Genomic DNA, 17809 nt, shown 5'->3' with positions numbered 1-17809 from the left:
CACATCGCTCAACTGTGGCGGTACATCACGTCGACGTCCCACCGGGTGAACCCCAGGGACTCGTACAGCCGGATCGCCGCGGGATTGTCCTCGTCGACGTACAGCATGACCTGGGCGAGCCCGCGGGCCCGCAGGTGGCAGAGCCCGGCCAGGGTGAGCGTCTTGCCGAGGCCGCTGCCCTGCTCGGAGGGGTCCACCCCGACGACGTAGACCTCTCCGATGGCGTTGTGCCCGTGAGGGGCGTGCGGGTCGTCGTCGCCGTGGACCTTCGTCCAGTGGAATCCCACGAGCCGGTCGCCGGCTCCGGTCGGCGCCCCTCCTTCGGTGCTGCCGGCGTCGCGGACGGCGAGGAAGAAGCCGGCCGGGTCGAACCAGGGCTCCTGCTCGCGGCGCCGCAGGTCGTCGAGGGTCCAGGAGCCCTGCTCGGGGTGGTGGGCGAACGCCCGCGCGTTGACCTTCAGCCACGCCTCCTCGTCGGTGGCGGGGTCGAACGCGCGCAGGCGTACCCCGGCGGGCACCTCCCGGGTGGGCAGCGGGGCGAACAGCGAACGGCGCATCTGCCACAGGGACCGCACCCGGGTGAAGCCCATGGAGGCGGCCAGGCCTCCCGCCTCCGGCCGGTCGCCGTGCGCCCACAGGCGTAGCCGGCCGCCGCTCTCGGTCAACGCGGTCTCCAGCAGGCGGCGTCCGAGACCGCGCCGGCGGTGGGCGGGGTGGACGACCAGCTCGCCGCTCGGCCCCTCGACCTGGTCGGTCGGGTCGACGTGGGCGAACCCCGCCAGCTCGTCGCCGTCGTACAGGAGGACCACTCGCGCTCCGGGATCGCCTCCGTAGCGCAGGTGGAGCATGACGTGCTCGTTGAGAGGACGGACGGAGTCGGCTTCCGTGGCGGCGTCGACCAGAGCGACCACGGAGGCCACCTCCTGGTCGCTCAGTCGTTCCCGGATGTCCACGCGCGGCTTCATGGTGGAACTCTAACTGGCAGAACACGCCACCAAGCGATGGGGTAAATCGTTACCTCTGCGTCGTTTGCTGCTGAGGTTCCGTCTCTAACCTCGGAGATTATGAGCTCACGAGCGTTCGCGCGGATCGCGGTGGCCGGCCTCATCGCCGCCACCGGTCTATCCGTCGCCGCCGGCCCCGCGTCGGCGCACCCGACCTCCCACAAGCCCGCCACGGTGCCCGTCCGGCTGGTCTCCATCAACGACTTCCACGGCAACCTGGAGCCCCCGACCGGCTCCAGCGGCGCGATCGTCAACGAGGCGGGCGTCTCGGTGCCCGCGGGTGGCGCCGCCTACCTGGCGACCCACCTGAAGTCGCTGGTGAACAAGAACTCCGCGGTCGTGGCCGCGGGCGACCTGATCGGCGCCTCGCCGCTGATCTCGGCCGCCTACCACGACGAGCCGACCGTGGAACTGCTCGGCAAGCTCGGCCTGTCGGTCTCGTCGGTGGGCAACCACGAGTTCGACGAGGGCCTGACCGAGCTCAAGCGCATCCAGAACGGCGGCTGCCACCCCACCGACGGCTGCTCCCCGGCAGGGGAGTGGAAGGGGGCCGACTACAAGTACCTCGCGGCCAACGTCCTGAAGGAGAACAGCGGCCGTTACGCCCTGCCGCCGGTCGCCATCAAGAAGATCAACGGGGTCCGGGTCGGCTTCATCGGCCTCGTCACCCAGACCACCCCGTCGATCGTGACCGCCTCGGGCATCGCCGGGCTGAAGTTCGCCGAGGAGGTCGAGTCGGGCAACCGCGCGGCCAAGCTCCTGCGGCTCGCGGGCGTCAAGGCGATCGTGGCGCTGGTCCACGAGGGTGACCAGATCACCCCGGGCCAGAGCCCGGACGCCTGCCCGGTGACCCCCGGCGCCGGCACCCGGATCGCCCAGGGTCTCAGCCCGGACGTCGACCTGGTCGTCATGGGCCACTCCCACCAGGCCTACATCTGCAAGACCGAGGACCCGGCGGGCCAGGACCGCGTCTACACCCAGGGCTCGTCGTTCGGCCGCGTGCTGACGACGATCGACTTCCAGGTGGACAGGCGGACGGGCGACGTCGTCCGTTCGTCCGTGGTCGCCGACAACCACGTCGTGACCAGGGACGTCACCCCCGACCCCGAGATCACGCAGTTCGTCCAGACCTGGAAGGACCGCGTCTCCACGGTGGCGAACAAGCCCATCGGCAAGATCACGGCCGATGTCACCCGTGCGGCCGGCCCCTCCGGTGAGACGGCGCTCGGCGACCTCATCGCCGACGCGCAGCTGGAGGCCACCAAGACCGGCGGCAACGCCGAGATCGCCCTGATGAACCCGGGTGGTGTCCGCGCCGACCTGACCTACGCGCAGAGCGGGTCCGAGGGCGACGGCGTGGTGACCTACGGCGAGGCGTTCACCGTGCAGCCGTTCAACAACCTCATGCAGGTCGTGACGCTCACGGGCGCCCAGCTGGACGCGCTGCTGGAGCAGCAGTGGCAGAGCGGCGGCATCGTGCGCGTCCTGCAGCCGTCGGCGTCGCTGACCTACACGATGAGCCCCTCGCAGCCGGTCGGCTCGCGGGTGTCGAACATCAAGATCAACGGCACGCCGGTGACGGACGCGCAGCAGATCCGCGTGGCGGCCAACAACTTCCTCGTCGGCGGCGGCGACGGCTTCACCGTCTTCAAGCAGGGCACGAACCTGTGGAGCGGGCCGCTCGACATCGACGCCTTCGTGGCGTACCTCGGCGCGCACTCGCCGGCCGCGCCGCCGGCGCTGAACCGCATCACGCTCGCGAGCTAGCCAGGGCGGGCTCGCACGGCTGAACCGAAGGGCCTGTTCCGCGCAGCGGCGTGGAGCAGGCCTTTCGCACGTCTACTGGCGGGCGGGGGCCGGCTCGCGGTCGTCGCTCTGCTCGCCGCCGCGGTCGGGCACGAAGCGGTACCCGACGTTGCGGACGGTGCCGATCAGCGACTCGTACTCCGCGCCGAGCTTGGCTCGCAGGCGCCGCACGTGGACGTCCACGGTGCGGGTGCCACCGAAGTAGTCGTACCCCCAGACCTCCTGCAGCAGCTGGGCGCGGGTGAAGACCCGGCCGGGGTGCTGGGCGAGGTACTTGAGGAGCTCGAACTCCTTGAACGTCAGGTCGAGCACGCGGTTGCGGAGCCGGGCGGTGTAGGTCGCCTCGTCGATCGCCAGGTCGCCGCTGCGGATCTCGTCGGGCACCTCCTCGGTGGCCGCGATCGCGAGCCTGCCGGTGGCGAGCCTGAGCCGGGCCTCGACCTCCGCCGGCCCCGCCGTGTCGAGGAGGACGTCGTCGGCCCCCCACTCGGCGGTCATGGCGGCCAGGCCGCCTTCGGTGACGATGACCATCAACGGGCAGTCGATGCCCGTGGTGCGTAGGAGGCGGCAGAGGCTCTTGGCGTGCACCAGCTCCCTCCGCGCGTCCACCAGCACGGCGTCGGCCGGTGGGGCGTCGATCAGCGCGGAGGCCTCCGCGGGAGCGACCCGTACCGAGTGGAGCAGCAGTCCCAGCGCCGGCAGGACCTCGGCTGAGGGCTCCAGAGCGTTGGTGAGCAGGAGCAGATTACTCACAGCACCTCCTAATCCAGAGGCTGACCCGGGGTGAGTCGACACGGGACCGCTTACCCACCGCATCCAACTCCTCCCCGCGTTGTGACGGCGCCAGCCGTACAAACACGTAAAGGACCCGGGGGCTACGTCGCCCAGGTCCCGTCAGTAGGTGAGGATAGCCCACGGGAAAGCTCGGTCCATAGGCCGTCCACGTGGTGAACGTCTTGCCACGCGGCGAACAGACGTAAGCATTCCCTCGCGGACAGTCATCGACACCCGTACGGCAGTGCCGGGTGACACGGAGGGGCGCAGGATGGCAAAGGGTACGGTCCGCTACTGGGCGGCCGCGAAGGAGGCCGCCGGGGTGGCCGAGGAGCCGTTCGAGGCGGGCACTCTCGGCGAGCTGGTGGCGCATATCACACTGAAGTACGAAAATTCCGACCTGCCGCGTGTGCTGCGGCGGTGCTCGTTCCTCGTGGACGGCCATCCCGCGGGCGTCCGCGACCCCCACGACGTCGAACTGCCCGACGGGGCCACCGTCGAGGTCCTGCCCCCGTTCGCCGGCGGATGATCCTCACCCCGCCCGGGACGTGCTCCGTGGCCCGGCGTCGTGGACGACGGTTTCGCCCTTGAGCCGGTGGGGAGTTGGAGCGCGCGCGGATACTCTGCATCAAAGGTGGCCTCCCGAAGGAATCGGATGCGCAAGCTGATCGTCTTTCTCATCCTGCTCGGCATACTCCTGGCCGTCCTCGACCGCGTCGCCGTCGCCGGCGTCGAGAGCGAGGTCTCCCGGCAGATCGCGGCCAAGTACGACCTGAACACCCCGCCCAAGGTCGAGGTGAACGGCATCCCGTTCCTCACGCAGGCCGTCGCCGGGCGGTACGAGGAGATCCACGTGAGCATGGGCGCGATGACCACGCCCGACGGCGCCAAGATCTCCGGGATCGACGCCGTGCTGCACGGGGTGAACGCCCCCCTCATGGAGCTCATCCAGGGCACCACCTCGGGCATCCGCGCCGACAAGATCGACGGCACCGTGGTCATCTCGCGGCAGACACTGAACGCCCGGGCGCCGCGCGGCGTGCACATCGAGGGCGGCGGCGACGACAGCCTCAAGGTCACCGGCAACCTCACCGTCGCCGGCATCAACGTCCCCGTCACGGCCAAGATGAAGATCGAGGTGAGTCGCGGCGGCGTACGGCTGACGCCCGAGAGCGTGAACGGCATCCAGGTCCCGAACGCCGGACGGCTCCTCACCTTCGAGGTGCCGATCAAGAACCTCCCGCTCAGCCTGAAGATCGAAAGTGTGCGCAGCACGTCCCAGGGACTGGCCATCGAGGGCAGTGCGACCGACGTCCCGCTCCACGCCTGAACCACTCGCGGCCCTTTTACGTCATGAGGATGTGACCCCCGCTGGAACCGCCGACGAGCAACTGATGCGGACGCTGTTCGAGGAGCACGGCGGGTCTCTCTATGGTTACGCACTGCGATTGACGGGTGATCCGGGCAAGGCGGAGGACGTGGTACAGGAGACGCTGCTGCGCGCGTGGAAGAATCCCGACGTGCTGGCCGACCGGCCCGTACGGGCGTGGTTGTTCACCGTCGCGCGCAACCTGGTCGTCGACCACCATCGCGCCCGGAGGTCCCGGCCGCAGGAGACCAGCGACGAGGCCCTCGCCGTCCTGCCCGCCGACGACGAGTTGGAGCGGGCGTTGGAATCGTGGGGGATCGCCGACGCGATCGCGGCCCTGCGGCCCGAGCACCGCGAGGTGCTGATGGAGACCTACTACCGAGGGCGATCGGTGAAGGAGGCCGCCGAGGCGCTGGGCATCCCGCCGGGAACGGTGAAGTCGCGCACCTACTACGCGCTTCGCGCCCTGAAGCTGGCTCTGGAGGAGCGGGGGCTCGCGCCATGACGACGTGTGAGGAGGTGCGCATGTCCCTGGGCTCGCACATGCTGGGGGCGCTGGAGCCCGAGGAGGCCGTCCAGGTCGAGGCGCACCTGGCCGCCTGCCCGGAGTGCCGTGCCGAGTTCGAGGAGCTCAGCGGGCTGAGCGCCATGCTCGGCAAGGTCTCCGAGGAGGACATCGAGCACGCGTCCAGCCCGCCGCACGCCGTGCTCGACCGGCTGATCGCCGCCTCCGCCAAGCGCCGCCGGGTGCACAGGCTGATGCTCGGGCTCGCCGCGTCGCTGACCGCGGTCGTCGTGGGGGGCACGGTGTGGGTCGCCGTGTCCAACTCCCGCGGGCCCGAGATCGCCGGGGCGAGCGCGCCGGTGACCGACAGCGCGGCCGGCAACGCCGCGAAGCGCGGCGTCTCCGATCCCCAGGCACAGAGCAAGCAGCAGGGGTACGAGAACGGAGCGGCGGAGGACTCCGGCCGGGCCGACGCCCTCGCCGTGCCCTCTCCCAGCCAGTCGGCGATGATGCGGACCGAGGCGGCGCTCCCCTGGAAGAAGGAGCAGGGGCGGGTGCGCGCGGAACTGAGCCTGGCCCCCGGTGGTGGCGGCACGGCCATCCAGGTCATGCTGTCCGGCGTCGCGGAGGGCACCCGCTGCCGGTTGGTGGCCATCGGAACGGACGGCACCGAGTCCCCGGCGGGCAGCTGGAAGGCCGTCGCCACCTCCGGCTATCAGCCCGGCCCTGGTTACACCGACCTCGCCCCCGACCGCATCGCCCGCTTCGACATCCGTACCTCCACCGGCAAACTCCTGATCTCCATCCGCCCACCCGCCGGCTGACCGCCGTACCGGGCGCCGATCCACACCGGGAATGTGGGGTGGAGAGGGGGTGTTGTCGGTGGCGATGGCCGGTGTGGCTGTGTTGTGTGTGACGCTCGTCGTGGGTCTCGCCATCGGTGTGGCGGCGCGGCGGCGTGGTGTGGTGCGGGCCGTGAGGAGGGACATGGACGTGGTGGCGGCGGCCGACCTCGGCGAGGAGCTGGGCGAGCGCGCCACGCTGGTGCAGTTCTCCACGGCGTTCTGCCAGCCCTGCCGCGCGACCCGGCGCATCCTCTCCGACGTGTCCGGCATGGTGCCCGGAGTGCGGCACATCGAGATCGACGCCGAGTCCCGGCTCGATCTCGTCCGGCGCTTCGAGGTGATGGGCACGCCCACCGTCCTGGTGGTCGACGGTGGTGGACGTGTGGTCAAGAAAGCGTCCGGCCAGCCCCGCAAGATCGACGTCATCGCAGCTCTCGGCTCCGTGGTGTCTCATGAACCGGACGCCACGTGACAGATGGCAAGACGCCGGGTACTGTCGTGGACATGACACCCTCGACAGAGCTGCTGACGAAGCGGCGCGCGGTCGATTTCTGCCGCGTCGCCACCGCGCTCTGTCGTATGGCCTGAGGGCGATCTCGCGGTTTTCACCGCACCGATCTGAGATCTGAATAGTGCCCGATTTATGCGTTTCCGGCACGATCCCTTCAGGAGCTTCCCGCTATGCAGGTTGATCCCCGAAGTACGCGGTTTTCCGCGGCCGTCACGACGCTCATCCTGGCGCTGGTCCTGCTCACGGGCAACGCCTGGCTTCTCCTTGCTCAGGGCGTGGTCTTCGCTCTGGGGGTCGCCGGCGCCTCACCGTACGGGCTCATCTTCAGACGGTTGGTGCGGCCGAGACTCGGTCCGCCGGCGGAGATGGAGGATCCCGCCCCGCCCCGCTTCGCGCAGGGTGTCGGGCTGGCCTTCGCAGTCGCCGGGCTGATCGGGTTCGCCGCGCAGATCACGCCGTTCGCGCTCGGCGCGACCGCCGCGGCCTTGCTGGCCGCCTTCCTGAACGCCGCCTTCGGCTTGTGCCTGGGCTGCGAAATGTACTTGATCATCCGCCGTCTAATGCCCGCCGCAACCCGATAACGGGAGGTTCCCCAATGAGCCGCTCCGCCGCACTGGTGGACGCCGACTGGGTCGAGGCCAACCTCGACACCCCGGGCGTTGTGCTCGTCGAAGTCGACGAGGACACCAGCGCCTACGACAAGGGCCACATCCGTGGTGCCGTCAAGATCGACTGGAAGAAGGACCTGCAGGACCCGGTCCGCCGTGATTTCGTGGACCGTGAGGGCTTCCAGGCCCTCCTGTCGGCTCGGGGCATCGCCAACGACGACACCGTCGTCCTCTACGGCGGTAACAACAACTGGTTCGCCGCCTACGCCTACTGGTACTTCAAGCTGTACGGGCACGAGAACGTCAAGCTGCTCGACGGCGGCCGCAAGAAGTGGGAGCTCGACTCCCGCGAGCTGGTCACCGAGGTGGCCGAGCGTCCCGCCACGCAGTACGTCGCCAACGACCAGGACCACTCGCTGCGCGCCTTCCGCGACGACGTCGTCAACGCGATCGGCAAGCTGAACCTCGTCGACGTCCGCTCGCCCGACGAGTTCACCGGCAAGCTCCTGGCCCCCGCCCACCTGCCGCAGGAGCAGGCGCAGCGGGGCGGCCACATCCCGACCGCGCGCAACATCCCGTGGTCGAAGGCGGCCAACGACGACGGCACCTTCAAGTCCGACGACGAGCTCCGTGTCCTCTACGCCGAGGCGGGCGTCGACTTCGGCAAGGACACCATCGCCTACTGCCGCATCGGTGAGCGCTCCGCTCACACCTGGTTCGTCCTGCACGAGATCCTCCAGCAGGCGAACGTGAAGAACTACGACGGCTCGTGGACCGAATACGGCTCGCTCGTGGGCGTGCCGATCGAGCTGGGAGAGGCCCGCTGATGACCATCCAGGGTTGCGCCGCACCTGAGCAGACCGTCGCCCTTCCGGCCGGGATCGACCTGTCGAACCAGGCCGTCATCCAGGGCGTCGTGACCGGTGCCGGCACCGCGTACGCCCGCCTGCTGGACCAGTCCGGCGAGTTCACCGGTGAGGTCGTGGTGTCCGACGAGGGCATCTTCCGCTTCTTCGCCGCTCCCGGCTCCTGGACCGTCCGCATCATCGCGGGCGGTGGCGTCACCAAGGACGTCACGGTGGAGGCCCGCCTCGGCGAGGTCTCCCAGCTCCAGGTCGCCGTCTGAGTGATCTGAACCACGGCCGGTGCGGGCCGGCGTCCCCTTCGCGGGGGCGCCGGCCCGCACCGTTTCTTCCATGAATCTCGAAGTCCCCCTGATGCGGCTGCGACGCGTGGTGCGCCGTCGATAGGATTCCCCAGATGTCCGATTCGATCCGCACCCCAGCTGTCTGGTCGCTGCCGTGGCACACCCTGCGCCTGGCCGGGCGGTGCATCCTGCCGCTGACCATGTGGTACTCGGCAGGGCAGCTCATACGCTTCGGCCTGCTCGTGGGCGGCACCGAGATGTCCCACGGCTCGATGCGCGACCTGCGGCTCGCGCTGACCATGTTCGTCTTCATCATCATGGTGATGGCGAACCTGATCGTGAGCGCCGGCATGTTCTACTCGCTGCGCGGGGCGCTGTACGAGATGCGTGCCAGGCGGGCGGACGGCGATGCGGACGAGGGCTTCGTCGGTGCCCTGAGCCGGGTGATCGTTCCGTTCGTGGTGCTCTATCTCACCTGGGGCTGGCACCAGGACGACGTGCGCGCCTTCATCCAGACCGACATCTCCCGGCAGAGCACCCAGTACGGCTATATCGGCGCCTTCTCGGACTTCCTCACCGGCCAGACCCGAGACACCGGCACCGGCATCACCGGACTCAGCTTCAACGTCACCTTCACGATCATGATCATCGCGTTCGTGGCGAGGTATTTCTTCACCGTCTGGTACGAGCGTGCCGGAAGCCGTGTGGCGTCCTTCGCCGTGTCGTTCTGCGAGCTTTCCTTCTTCTACTACGGCGCCCAGGTGATCGCCTCGCGCACCGACTGGGTGGGCCACCGGACGATGTACTCCTGGTGGGATTCGCTCCTGGAGACCCTCCGCACCCACATCCCCGGCTGGGAGGCCTTCTGGGGCGCGGTCGGGGAGGTCAAGCCGTTCGCCTGGGACGCCCTGGTGCTACCGGCCGCCTGGCTCACCGTCGCGATCCTGATGTACGGCGCCTACGCCGAGGACGCCCAGACGGTGATCAAGGGCACGCGCCTGGAGAGGACGGCGGCGCAGGCGGGCGAGATGTTCACCCAGCGCACCCATTCCCTCACCCGCCGGACGCTGGGGAAGTTCTTCGGCCGGTGGGGGCACTGGCTGCCGATCGCGCACACCGTGCGGCTGACGGTACGAGGCGGGGCGCCGCTGTTCGGCCTGTTCACCCTGTGCTTCGCCGCGCTGCACGTGGGCGAGGGCTACGCCCGGCGCGGGCTCGACTACCTGGTGGGCAACGACCACCCGTACCTGTTCTGGGACGTGCTGCACAAGCCGACCTCCTTCGCGGTCGACCTGGCCATGGCGGTGCTGACCACCTGTCTGCTGGCGGCGACGTTCGACATCCTCGCCGGCGCGGAGCGCAGGCGCCGCGCCGGGGCGGTCAGCGGTCGAAGTGCAGCGACGGTCCCGACTGGTTCTTCCCCTGGTACGAGTTCGCCCACATCACCAGTTCGACCTGGTCCTCCAGTGCCTTCGGGACCGCGCTGACCAGGGTGAAGGTGCCCGGCACGCCGACCTTCAGCTCCTCGGGCGTCTTCCACGCCTGGGCGAGCCACAGCCGGCCGGCCTTGTCGGTCATGTAGAAGCCCGGCACGCTGCTGGTGTAGTACTTGGCGTCGGCGTTGAGGCCGGTGGCCTGCACCTCGATCTGCAGCATGACGCGGTCGGGGGTCTCCGCCTGCTGCTGCGCGAACGGGCCGATGCTGAGCACCCGCCACTTGGCGTTCTCCAGGGGCGCCTCCTGGCCGTGCGCGACGTGGCGCACCTGGGCCGGGGGGTTCTTCTGCCGGTACTGGTCGAGCGCGTCGTACCACTGCACGCCCACGATCGCCGCCGTGAGGCCGACCGCGCCGAAGAACTGCAGTCCGATCTTGGCCGCCTTCGGCATCGGCGGCCGGCGACGACGGCGGGAGGTGGGTGCGGCCTGGGGCGGCTCGGCGGGTACGGCGGCGGGCGCGGCCGGGGCAGCGGCGGCGGGGCCGGGACGGCGTCGCGGCAGCGGGCCACCGGGGACCTGTGGCGGGGCCGGGGCCGGTGCGGCGGGCCCTCCGGGAACCTGCCCTCCGGGAACCTGCGCGCCGGGGCCGCCTGGAGGCGGCCACGCCTGCTGTTGCCGGGGACCTCCGTCGACCACCGGGATCGGCATGGTCGAGGTGCTCCTCATTTCCGGCTCCGGCGGCGGCCACACCCGGGCGTCCGGGCGGGGCACCCTTCTTCCCGGGGAGAACCAGGAAGGTTCGGGGGCGGGAGGGCGGAAGACTCCGGTGTCGTTCGGGTTCTGGTCGGTCATCAGCCGGTCACCTCGTAGACGTCTTGGGCCGCACCGATCATCTGCCGCGCCTTCGCCTCGTCCAGGCCGAGGTCGAAGGCCGCCTCGGCGATGTACTGGTCACCGAAGAGCGGCGAAAGGGGTTCCGAGACGACGACCCGGGCCCCGGCGACCTTGTCCGGCGGGACCTCGAAGAAGTAGAGGCCGGACCGCCACCAACCGGGCTGCACCCACTTCTCCGCCAGCGTGGCGCTGGAGGGCACCCGGTCGGTCGGCTCGAAGCGCAGCCCGTCGGCGGTGAGCAGGTGCGCGGCGAGCTGGATCGGCCTGCGCGGTGCGGTGGCCCCCACCTTGACGACCAGGAACACCTGGTCGGTGGCGGCGTCCTCCGACGAGTAGGTCTTCTTCACCCGTACGGTCTTGGCGAACTCCACGCGCTCCAGGCGGGCCGAGAAGAGGTCGGCGTTCACTTCGTCGTGCAGGCCGCCGGACCTGGTGATCGGGTCGTCGAGCTGGTCGACGCCCAGGACGAACGTCTGCGCGTACACCGCGCCGGCCACGAGGGCGAGGCCGAGGACGGCCATGAGGATCCGCTGCCAGACGGGGACCCGGCGGGCCGGTTCGCTGCGTGCCGGCGGCAGGGCGGGGGCGTCGGGAACGAATCCCGGCGAGGCGGCCGTCACAGTCCCCCCTCCACCCGGACCGGAAGCGTCACCTGGGCGCCGACCTTCGGGGTCAGGGTCACGGACTGGCCTCTCTTGCGCTCCTCGGGGGTCGGCGGTTCGTCATCGACGACCCGTACCCAGGCGTGGGTCTGCTGGATGAAGCTCTCCTGCCACTCGAAGGTGGCGGCGTCGATGCTCACCTTCTCGGGGACGGGGTCGTTCTCGCCCAGCTCGAAGGACATCACGACGGTCTCGGGCACTCCCGGGTGCAGCTGGCTGTAGGAGTGGCCCTTGTAGAGGGTCACGATGCGGGGGCCGAGGTCGGAAGGGTCCTTCCCGGGCTTGATCGTCTTGTCGTCGGCCCGGATGGTGGGCAGAGCCCTGTCCATGGTCTGGGCCAGGATGGTCTCGTCCGACTCGTTGGTGACCTTCATCATGATCTGCAGGTACCGCTTGTCGGAGATGCCGAGGCCCTGGTTGTCGCCGGGGCGGACGACCGCGTCCTCGAAGACGGTCTTCATCTGGCCCTGGTCGAACTCCGCGCCCTTGCCGAGCTGCTCGGGCTGCGGTTCGGGGGCGTCCTTCAGGCCGCCGAACGCCGCGCTCACTCCTACGGTCACCGCCGCCAGGATGGCCACGACCGGTACGAGGATCGGCCGGCGGCGTGGTGCGTCGTCGGGAGGGGTGGACGTCATGCCACAGGATGGTAGTGGGTGCTCCTTCCCCTTCCGCCTCGTTCGTCCCTCAGATGTGGGGCAGAAGGGGATAAATCCTCATTTATCTGGCCAGCCTTCAAGGAAAGCGGAACCTTCCCGCAGAACCCGCTTGTGACAGATGCCCTGCGCCCTCCCGCAGGTGATCGATACGATGCGGGGGATGTCCGAATCGTTGGCCTTGGGGGCGGGGTCGCGGCCTGAGACGGCGCAAGCGTCTCCTCCTGTCCGGTGGTGGAGGTCCTCGCCGTACGCGCTTCCGCTGTACGCGCTGGGCCTGTGGGGACGCCGCCTCGTCCCGCTGGTGCTCTGGTTCACCGCCGGGAAGCTGGGCCGGTTCGGGCTCCTGGTCGCCGGGTCGGAGTTCTCGCACGGCTCCTTCCGGCAGTGGCGTCTGGCCGGGGTCATGTTCCTGTTCATCGTGATGGTCATGCTCGGCATGATCGTCGTGGTGGGCATGCTGCACACGCTGCGCGGCGTGCTGGCCGAGACGCGGGCCAGGCGGGACGCCGGCGAGGAGGACGAGTCGCTGCTCGACCGCGCCGGCCGGGCGCTCATCGCGTTCGTGGCGGTGTACCTGGCGTGGGGGTTCCAGACGGCCGACTGGCGCGAGTTCGCCGACGCCGACATGGAGCGCTACGCCGTCCAGTACGACAAGTACGTCGCGGCGCAGCTCGACAGCGCGCATCCGACCCCTCCCGTCAAGCCGGACGCCGGGGAGAACCTCGTGCTCGACGTCAGGATCGCCGTCATCTTCACGGCCGTCGCCCTGGTCGTCCGGTACGTGCTGTCGGCCCTGCACGCGCGCCGGGGCGGCTCCCGGCTCGCCTTCGGCGTCGCCTTCTTCGAGCTGGCGTACACGTTCTACGGCGCGGTCCTGGTGTTCGCCTTCGCCCAGGGGCGCTCGGCCTGGCTGGAGGAGCGCGTCGTCACCGGATGGTGGAACGAGCGGTGGGCCGCCCTGGAGAAGGCCGTGCCGGGCTGGCAGGCGGCCATGGAGTGGCTGGGCGAGGTGCGTCCGCACATCACCGAGGCCCTGGTGCAGCCGCTCGTCTGGCTCACCCTGGTCATCCTCGTCTACGGCGCCTACTCCGAGGACGGCCGGGACGTGGTCAGGGGCACCTCGCTCGAACAGGCGGCCGACGCGGTGCGCAGGCGGACGCACCGGCTCACCCGCCGGGGCGTCGGCATGTTCATGGCGCGGACGGGCCTCGACAGGTGGCCGCCGGTGCTCAACGCCCTCAGGCTCACCCTGCGCGGCGGCGCCCCGCTGATCACGGTCATGTGCCTGTGCTACACGCTGCTGCACGTGGGCATGGACTACGCCGAACGCGGCGTGTACTACCTCATCGGCACCGCCCATCGTCAGCTCGACTGGCAGGTCTACCAGATCCCGGTGGGCTTCGGCCGCGACCTGGTCTTCACCACGCTCACGCTGTGCCTGTTCGCCGCCACGTACGACATCGCGGCGAGCCGTCAGCGGACGAAGCGCAGCGTCTCGGTCGGCGAGTAGTCCAGGACCAGCTCGGCGGTGTCCGCGAGCCCCGCCGGAACCGCCGCGACGACCGTGATGCGGGACGGCTTGCCGGGTTCGAGGTCCAGGGAGGTCAACGTCCCGGCCGTCCGCGCCACCCACGTGTGCCCGGCCCGGTCCCGCACGCTGAACCGCGGGCTGTGGTACTGGTCGGCGTCCTGTTCGGACAGCGGGGTCACCTCGACGGTGGCCTCCAGCGACGTGGTGCCGGCGATCTGCCCGGCCGTCGCCGGCATGACGGAGACGGTCGCCTTCCACACGATGCCACCGAGGGTCGCGGTGCCGCCGGCGGGCACGTCCTTCACCACCTCGGCCGGGTAGCGCTCCGCCACCCACTTCGTCCGGTCCCACCACTGCACGCCGACCGTGACGGCCACCAGCGCCACGGCCGCCACCAGCATGGCCACGGCGCGCAGCGCGCCGCGCCACCGTCGCGGCCCGGCCGGCTCGGGCGCGCCGGAGGGCAGGGGGGCACTCGTCGGGAACGGCTCCCACGCGCTCGGGGCGGTGGCGGCGGACGGTTTGGTGCGCGGGCTGAAGGCGTCGAAGGTCTCCCGGGCGTCCGGCGCGGGCCCGTCCGGTCCGGTCGTGCTCATGTGCTCAGCTCGCCTCCATCTCCAGGGAGGGCTCGGCCTCGTCGAGCAGCCGCCTGGTCGCCGCGTCGTCGGGCGTCAGCGTCATGGACGCCTCCGGAAGCAGCTGGTCGTAGCGGCCGGGATAGACGCTGTCGTAGATGCCGTTGGTGGTGGAGACGGTCACCACGACCGAGGCGCCGGGCAGTGCCGCGGGCGGGACCTCGAAGACGTAGGTGAGCTTGACCCACCAGCCCTGCTGCACCGGCCGGTCGGACAGCGTGAACTCCTCGCCCACGCGGTCGGTGGCGACGTACTCGACGTCGTCCCGCGTCCGCAGCCGCGGATCCTGCAGGTACTCGGGATCGCCGGGGGAGGTGGCGCTGAGCGTGACGACGACGAAGACGTCGGGGGTGCCGACGGTGGTCTCCGTCGTCGTGGTCGTGCCGGAGAGGGCGCTCTTGCTCGTGCTCCGCAGCTTCAAGGTCCTCGCCGCCACGACCTTGTCGATCCGCGCGCTGAACCTGCCGGTCGCGGCGACGGCCCCGGCGGCGACGTGCGTGGTCAGCGGCGCGTCCAGGGCCTGCTGGTCCATGACGTACGTGTGCGCGTACACCGCGGCCGCGCCGACGGCGAGCGCGATCGTCCCGTTGCCGATCCTGCGCAGGAGGCGGCCGGCCATCACACGTCCTTCCGGACCGGGACGGCGAGCCGCGCGACGACCTCGGGCTTGCCGTCGTCCGTCACCAGCTGGACGAAACGGCGTCCGGTGAGCGCGTCTTCGTGGTTCTCGTACTTGCCGAGAGTGATGTCCAGGAGGGACGGATACTTGTCCGCGTCGTCCGCGCCCAGTCTCCGGAACCGCATCAGCACCGTGGAGGTCCGCTTCGGCGGCAGCAGCCTGCTCGGGACGCCTGCACCGGGGACGATCGCGTCGTACATGAAGTTCGGCTGCGCGCGGGGGTTCGTCGTGTCCAGCACCAGCTCACCGTCCCGTGAGACGACGGTCAGGAAGGACTGCGCGAGGTAGTCGGCCCGCACGCTGACCTGAGCCTGGTTGAACACCCGCAGGTCGAGGTCGAGGACGGTCCGCTCGGACCCGCTGCCGGTGCCGGACGGCACGGTGTGCACGACCGCGTCCACGATCTTCGTGTGGAACAGGTCCTGGTCGACCTCCTCCCCCATGCGCGCCTGGGGCGGGCCCGAAGGAGGAGCCTTCGCCAGGCCGCCGAACGCGGCCGTGGCCCCGATGCCTGCCGCCGCCACGAGAACGGTCATCGTCATGAAAATCGGACGTCTACGACGGCGGCCGCGGGGAACGGAAGACGTCATGTCACACGATGCTAATCCGTAGATCTTCGTCGACTGCCGCGTTCGTCCCATTCAAGGCCGTCAGACGTCAGGAATCTGGTCCGAATGGCGAGAACCCTGCACGAATACGAGGTCCAACTCATACGCTGTCACAGTCGGAGAGCGGCTCGTGGGCACGAGCCGGGCAAGCTCCCCGGCAGGCGCTACCAATGACAGGTGGAGGTCCGGTGGCGGACGTGCACCCCGAGCATGCTCAGCTGCAGGCTGACCGCATCTACCTGGGCTGGCAGTACGCGATGCTCTACCCAGACCCCGGCCCGCCACCGAAGCGCCCCTCGCCCGAGGAGATCCCCGAGGAGCAGGTCGCCGTCGACCCCGCGTGGGTGCGCAGGGAGCGCCTCCAGGAAGACCTCCTCAACCGGCCGGTGAAGATCGTCGGCATCATCATGACCATCCTGGCGGCCCTCATCCTGGTCCTCGGCGTCAGCGAGATCATCGGCTGGCCGTTCGTCTTCATCGGGCTGGCCGCCACCGGGGGCATGGCCCTGATCTGCGGGTACGCCGTCCACCAGGGCGAGCGTGCGCTGCGTTCGCGCATCAACGAGCAGCAGGCCCGCGCCGACCAGCGCCGGGAGCGGCGCGAGCGCCGGCTGTTCGACGCCCAGGAGGAGCACGCCCGGCGCTACCGCGAGTGGGCGGCGAAGAAGGAGCAGTACGACCGGCAGCTCACCTGGTACGCCGTCGCCGTGCCCGACGAGATCGACCGCATCGACGTGGCCGGCGGCACCCTGCCGGGCTGGTCGGCGCTGATCACCCTGCTCGGCGCCACCCGCCTGTACAGCGGCGGCCACCTCACCGTGCTCGACCTGTCGGAGGGGGCGATCGCCAAGGACCTGATCGAACTGGCCCGGCGCGGCGGCGACGACCCGCTGGTGTGGGTGCTGCCGGTCGACCTGCCGAGGCTCGACCTCGGCGCCACGCTGCCGCCGGAGGCGTTCGCCGACGTGCTCGCCCACGTGGTCAGCGTCAGCGAGGAGCACCGCACGACCCGCGACCTCAGCTTCGACACCGCGATCCTCGAACGGGTCCTGGAGGTGCTCGGCGACTGCGCCACGATCAACCAGGTCACCGCCGCGCTGCGCGCCCTCGCCCAGGTGGGCGACCCGCGGGACGACCTGCGGTCCGGCCTGCTCACCGCCGTCCAGCTCGAACGCATCGGCACGCTGTTCGGCCGGGGCGTCACCGACCGGGTGGTCATCGAGCGGGCCTGGGCCCTAGAGTCCCAGCTGCGCAAGCTGGAGACGCTCGGCTCGGAGGCCGTGCGGCTGCCGCCGGCGCGGCTGCGCGTGGTCTCGATGGACCGCCAGGCCGGTGTGTTCGGCAACCGGGTGCTCGGCACGTACGTCGCCACGGCGCTGACGCACATCCTGCGGCAGTCGCCGGCGTCCGACCGGCCCTGGTACCACACCATCATCGTGGCAGGGGCCGACAAGCTGCGCGGCGACGTGCTCGACCGGCTGATGGACGCCTGCGAGACCTCCCAGACCGGCCTTGTGCTGACCTACCGCTCGCTCACCCCGACGGTGAGGGAGCGCCTCGGACGGGGGCACGCCGCGGTCGCGTTCATGCGGCTCGGCAACGCCGAGGACGCGCGGGTGGCCAGCGAGCACATGGGCACCGAGCACCGCCTGGAGCTCGCCCAGCTCACCGAGACCATCAGCCCGGCCGTCGACGGCATGAACGGCTCCTACACCTCCACGGTGCGCGGCGGCGGGAGCCCCGGCGGCGCGGCGGAGGACGAGAAGGGCGAGGGCGACCTCAAGGAGGGCATCACCGAGTCCACCGAGTGGGGGCGCAGCGCCAGCAAGGCCATGGGGGAGGAGCGCGTGCTGCACCGCAGCCGGGAGTTCCTCGTGGAGCCGCACCAGCTCCAGCAGCTGCCCACCACCTCGGTGATCGTCACCCACGCGACGGCCGAGGGCAGGCAGGTGCGGCTCGCCGACGCCAACCCGGCCATCCTCACCTTCCCCAAGACCACTTTGGGGGAGTTCGAGGAGGTCCGCCGCCTCATGCTCGGCCCGTCGGAGCCCGAACCGGAGCCGGACGAAGACCCGTTCCCGCCCAATCTCGGACCTCCGCCGGAGCGGCTCGACTGGCGGAGAACACATTGAACAGGT

The 17809-nt window shown here is 70.3% G+C and carries 21 protein-coding genes; 13 read left to right on the top strand and 8 right to left on the bottom strand.

Annotated elements, in window-relative coordinates:
- Positions 1-8 precede the first annotated feature (8 nt).
- Positions 9-965, bottom strand: coding sequence for a mycothiol synthase (gene mshD / locus KIK05_RS28045; protein ID WP_214413859.1), 957 nt, complete (start codon positions 963-965; stop codon positions 9-11).
- A gap of 99 nt (positions 966-1064) precedes the next feature.
- Here mshD and KIK05_RS28040 point away from each other — a divergent pair, with 99 nt between their 5' ends.
- Entirely contained in the window at positions 1065-2771 is a 1707-nt protein-coding gene (locus KIK05_RS28040; protein ID WP_214413858.1) for a bifunctional metallophosphatase/5'-nucleotidase, read from the top strand.
- Between the two features lie 72 nt (positions 2772-2843).
- Here KIK05_RS28040 and KIK05_RS28035 read toward each other — a convergent pair whose 3' ends face one another.
- The gene (locus tag KIK05_RS28035; RefSeq protein ID WP_214413857.1) at positions 2844-3563 is read right to left on the bottom strand and encodes a response regulator transcription factor; all 720 of its coding nucleotides are present in this window, start codon (positions 3561-3563) and stop codon (positions 2844-2846) included.
- A 292-nt stretch (positions 3564-3855) separates the two neighbouring features.
- Here KIK05_RS28035 and KIK05_RS28030 point away from each other — a divergent pair, with 292 nt between their 5' ends.
- The 10 genes from KIK05_RS28030 (at position 3856) to KIK05_RS27990 (ending at position 10056) form a co-directional block, all read left to right on the top strand.
- Entirely contained in the window at positions 3856-4113 is a 258-nt protein-coding gene (locus KIK05_RS28030; RefSeq protein ID WP_214413856.1) for a MoaD/ThiS family protein, read from the top strand.
- A 126-nt stretch (positions 4114-4239) separates the two neighbouring features.
- Entirely contained in the window at positions 4240-4914 is a 675-nt protein-coding gene (locus KIK05_RS28025) for an LmeA family phospholipid-binding protein (protein WP_214413855.1), read from the top strand.
- Positions 4915-4945: 31 nt separating this feature from the next.
- On the top strand, positions 4946-5458 hold the full coding sequence (locus tag KIK05_RS28020; RefSeq protein WP_214413854.1) for a sigma-70 family RNA polymerase sigma factor: 513 nt from the start codon (positions 4946-4948) through the stop codon (positions 5456-5458).
- A complete protein-coding gene (locus KIK05_RS28015; RefSeq protein WP_214413853.1) occupies positions 5455-6282 on the top strand; it encodes an anti-sigma factor family protein in 828 nt (275 codons plus the stop codon). The genes KIK05_RS28020 and KIK05_RS28015 overlap by 4 nt, the downstream gene beginning before the upstream one ends.
- Positions 6283-6445: 163 nt before the next feature.
- Entirely contained in the window at positions 6446-6775 is a 330-nt protein-coding gene (locus KIK05_RS28010) for a TlpA family protein disulfide reductase (protein ID WP_250563604.1), read from the top strand.
- 32 nt (positions 6776-6807) lie between these two features.
- Positions 6808-6891, top strand: a complete 84-nt coding sequence (locus tag KIK05_RS49455; RefSeq protein WP_358546035.1) for a putative leader peptide — start codon at positions 6808-6810, stop codon at positions 6889-6891.
- Between the two features lie 93 nt (positions 6892-6984).
- Entirely contained in the window at positions 6985-7395 is a 411-nt protein-coding gene (locus KIK05_RS28005) for a DUF4395 domain-containing protein (protein ID WP_214413852.1), read from the top strand.
- A gap of 14 nt (positions 7396-7409) precedes the next feature.
- Positions 7410-8249, top strand: a complete 840-nt coding sequence (locus KIK05_RS28000) for a sulfurtransferase (protein ID WP_214413851.1) — start codon at positions 7410-7412, stop codon at positions 8247-8249.
- Positions 8249-8548 (top strand): DUF1416 domain-containing protein, encoded by a 300-nt coding sequence (locus KIK05_RS27995; RefSeq protein WP_214413850.1) that lies wholly within the window; start codon positions 8249-8251, stop codon positions 8546-8548. The genes KIK05_RS28000 and KIK05_RS27995 overlap by 1 nt, the downstream gene beginning before the upstream one ends.
- A 134-nt stretch (positions 8549-8682) precedes the next feature.
- The gene (locus KIK05_RS27990) at positions 8683-10056 is read left to right on the top strand and encodes a hypothetical protein (RefSeq protein WP_214413849.1); all 1374 of its coding nucleotides are present in this window, start codon (positions 8683-8685) and stop codon (positions 10054-10056) included.
- Here KIK05_RS27990 and KIK05_RS27985 read toward each other — a convergent pair.
- From KIK05_RS27985 to KIK05_RS27975, 3 genes are all read right to left on the bottom strand, one after another.
- Entirely contained in the window at positions 9950-10732 is a 783-nt protein-coding gene (locus tag KIK05_RS27985; RefSeq protein WP_214413848.1) for a hypothetical protein, read from the bottom strand. The two genes, KIK05_RS27990 and KIK05_RS27985, sit on opposite strands and share 107 nt — an antisense overlap.
- A gap of 125 nt (positions 10733-10857) precedes the next feature.
- Complete coding sequence (locus KIK05_RS27980) at positions 10858-11520, bottom strand: hypothetical protein (RefSeq protein ID WP_214413847.1); 663 nt, start codon at positions 11518-11520, stop codon at positions 10858-10860.
- Entirely contained in the window at positions 11517-12197 is a 681-nt protein-coding gene (locus KIK05_RS27975; RefSeq protein WP_214413846.1) for a hypothetical protein, read from the bottom strand. The genes KIK05_RS27980 and KIK05_RS27975 overlap by 4 nt, the downstream gene beginning before the upstream one ends.
- Positions 12198-12378: 181 nt before the next feature.
- On the opposite strand from KIK05_RS27975, the gene KIK05_RS27970 reads away from it, so the two are divergent.
- Positions 12379-13728 carry a hypothetical protein gene (locus KIK05_RS27970; RefSeq protein ID WP_214413845.1) on the top strand — a complete coding sequence of 450 codons (1350 nt, stop codon included), beginning with the start codon at positions 12379-12381 and terminating at the stop codon, positions 13726-13728.
- On the opposite strand, the gene KIK05_RS27965 is transcribed toward KIK05_RS27970, so the two are convergent.
- From KIK05_RS27965 to KIK05_RS27955, 3 genes are read right to left on the bottom strand one after another with little or no spacing between them, the layout of a single operon-like run.
- Positions 13692-14345 (bottom strand): hypothetical protein, encoded by a 654-nt coding sequence (locus tag KIK05_RS27965; RefSeq protein WP_214413844.1) that lies wholly within the window; start codon positions 14343-14345, stop codon positions 13692-13694. The genes KIK05_RS27970 and KIK05_RS27965 overlap by 37 nt on opposite strands.
- A gap of 4 nt (positions 14346-14349) precedes the next feature.
- Positions 14350-15003 (bottom strand): hypothetical protein, encoded by a 654-nt coding sequence (locus KIK05_RS27960; RefSeq protein ID WP_214413843.1) that lies wholly within the window; start codon positions 15001-15003, stop codon positions 14350-14352.
- Complete coding sequence (locus tag KIK05_RS27955) at positions 15003-15599, bottom strand: hypothetical protein (protein ID WP_214413842.1); 597 nt, start codon at positions 15597-15599, stop codon at positions 15003-15005. The genes KIK05_RS27960 and KIK05_RS27955 overlap by 1 nt, the downstream gene beginning before the upstream one ends.
- A gap of 260 nt (positions 15600-15859) precedes the next feature.
- Between KIK05_RS27955 and KIK05_RS27950 the strand changes: the two genes are divergently transcribed.
- Positions 15860-17803, top strand: coding sequence for a hypothetical protein (locus KIK05_RS27950; RefSeq protein ID WP_214413841.1), 1944 nt, complete (start codon positions 15860-15862; stop codon positions 17801-17803).
- Positions 17804-17809 lie beyond the last annotated feature (6 nt).

This window comes from Sphaerisporangium fuscum (assembly GCF_018531465.1).
GTDB lineage: Bacteria > Actinomycetota > Actinomycetes > Streptosporangiales > Streptosporangiaceae > Sphaerisporangium > Sphaerisporangium fuscum.
Note: the sequence above shows the minus strand (reverse complement) of the source record. Positions and strands in the feature narration are given on the sequence as shown.

Bases quoted from the DNA above. Each gene is read 5' to 3' on its own strand.
- KIK05_RS27995 (WP_214413850.1), top strand. From the start codon at position 8,249: ATGACCATCCAGGGTTGCGCCGCACCTGAGCAGACCGTCGCCCTTCCG.
- KIK05_RS28025 (WP_214413855.1), top strand. From the start codon at position 4,240: ATGCGCAAGCTGATCGTCTTTCTCATCCTGCTCGGCATACTCCTGGCC.
- mshD (WP_214413859.1), bottom strand. From the start codon at position 965: ATGAAGCCGCGCGTGGACATCCGGGAACGACTGAGCGACCAGGAGGTG.
- KIK05_RS27990 (WP_214413849.1), top strand. From the start codon at position 8,683: ATGTCCGATTCGATCCGCACCCCAGCTGTCTGGTCGCTGCCGTGGCAC.
- KIK05_RS27960 (WP_214413843.1), bottom strand. From the start codon at position 15,003: ATGGCCGGCCGCCTCCTGCGCAGGATCGGCAACGGGACGATCGCGCTC.
- KIK05_RS27975 (WP_214413846.1), bottom strand. From the start codon at position 12,197: ATGACGTCCACCCCTCCCGACGACGCACCACGCCGCCGGCCGATCCTC.
- KIK05_RS27965 (WP_214413844.1), bottom strand. From the start codon at position 14,345: ATGAGCACGACCGGACCGGACGGGCCCGCGCCGGACGCCCGGGAGACC.
- KIK05_RS28000 (WP_214413851.1), top strand. From the start codon at position 7,410: ATGAGCCGCTCCGCCGCACTGGTGGACGCCGACTGGGTCGAGGCCAAC.
- KIK05_RS28005 (WP_214413852.1), top strand. From the start codon at position 6,985: ATGCAGGTTGATCCCCGAAGTACGCGGTTTTCCGCGGCCGTCACGACG.
- KIK05_RS28040 (WP_214413858.1), top strand. From the start codon at position 1,065: ATGAGCTCACGAGCGTTCGCGCGGATCGCGGTGGCCGGCCTCATCGCC.
- KIK05_RS28030 (WP_214413856.1), top strand. From the start codon at position 3,856: ATGGCAAAGGGTACGGTCCGCTACTGGGCGGCCGCGAAGGAGGCCGCC.
- KIK05_RS27955 (WP_214413842.1), bottom strand. From the start codon at position 15,599: ATGACCGTTCTCGTGGCGGCGGCAGGCATCGGGGCCACGGCCGCGTTC.
- KIK05_RS28015 (WP_214413853.1), top strand. From the start codon at position 5,455: ATGACGACGTGTGAGGAGGTGCGCATGTCCCTGGGCTCGCACATGCTG.
- KIK05_RS27985 (WP_214413848.1), bottom strand. From the start codon at position 10,732: ATGAGGAGCACCTCGACCATGCCGATCCCGGTGGTCGACGGAGGTCCC.
- KIK05_RS27970 (WP_214413845.1), top strand. From the start codon at position 12,379: ATGTCCGAATCGTTGGCCTTGGGGGCGGGGTCGCGGCCTGAGACGGCG.
- KIK05_RS28010 (WP_250563604.1), top strand. From the start codon at position 6,446: ATGGACGTGGTGGCGGCGGCCGACCTCGGCGAGGAGCTGGGCGAGCGC.
- KIK05_RS49455 (WP_358546035.1), top strand. From the start codon at position 6,808: ATGACACCCTCGACAGAGCTGCTGACGAAGCGGCGCGCGGTCGATTTC.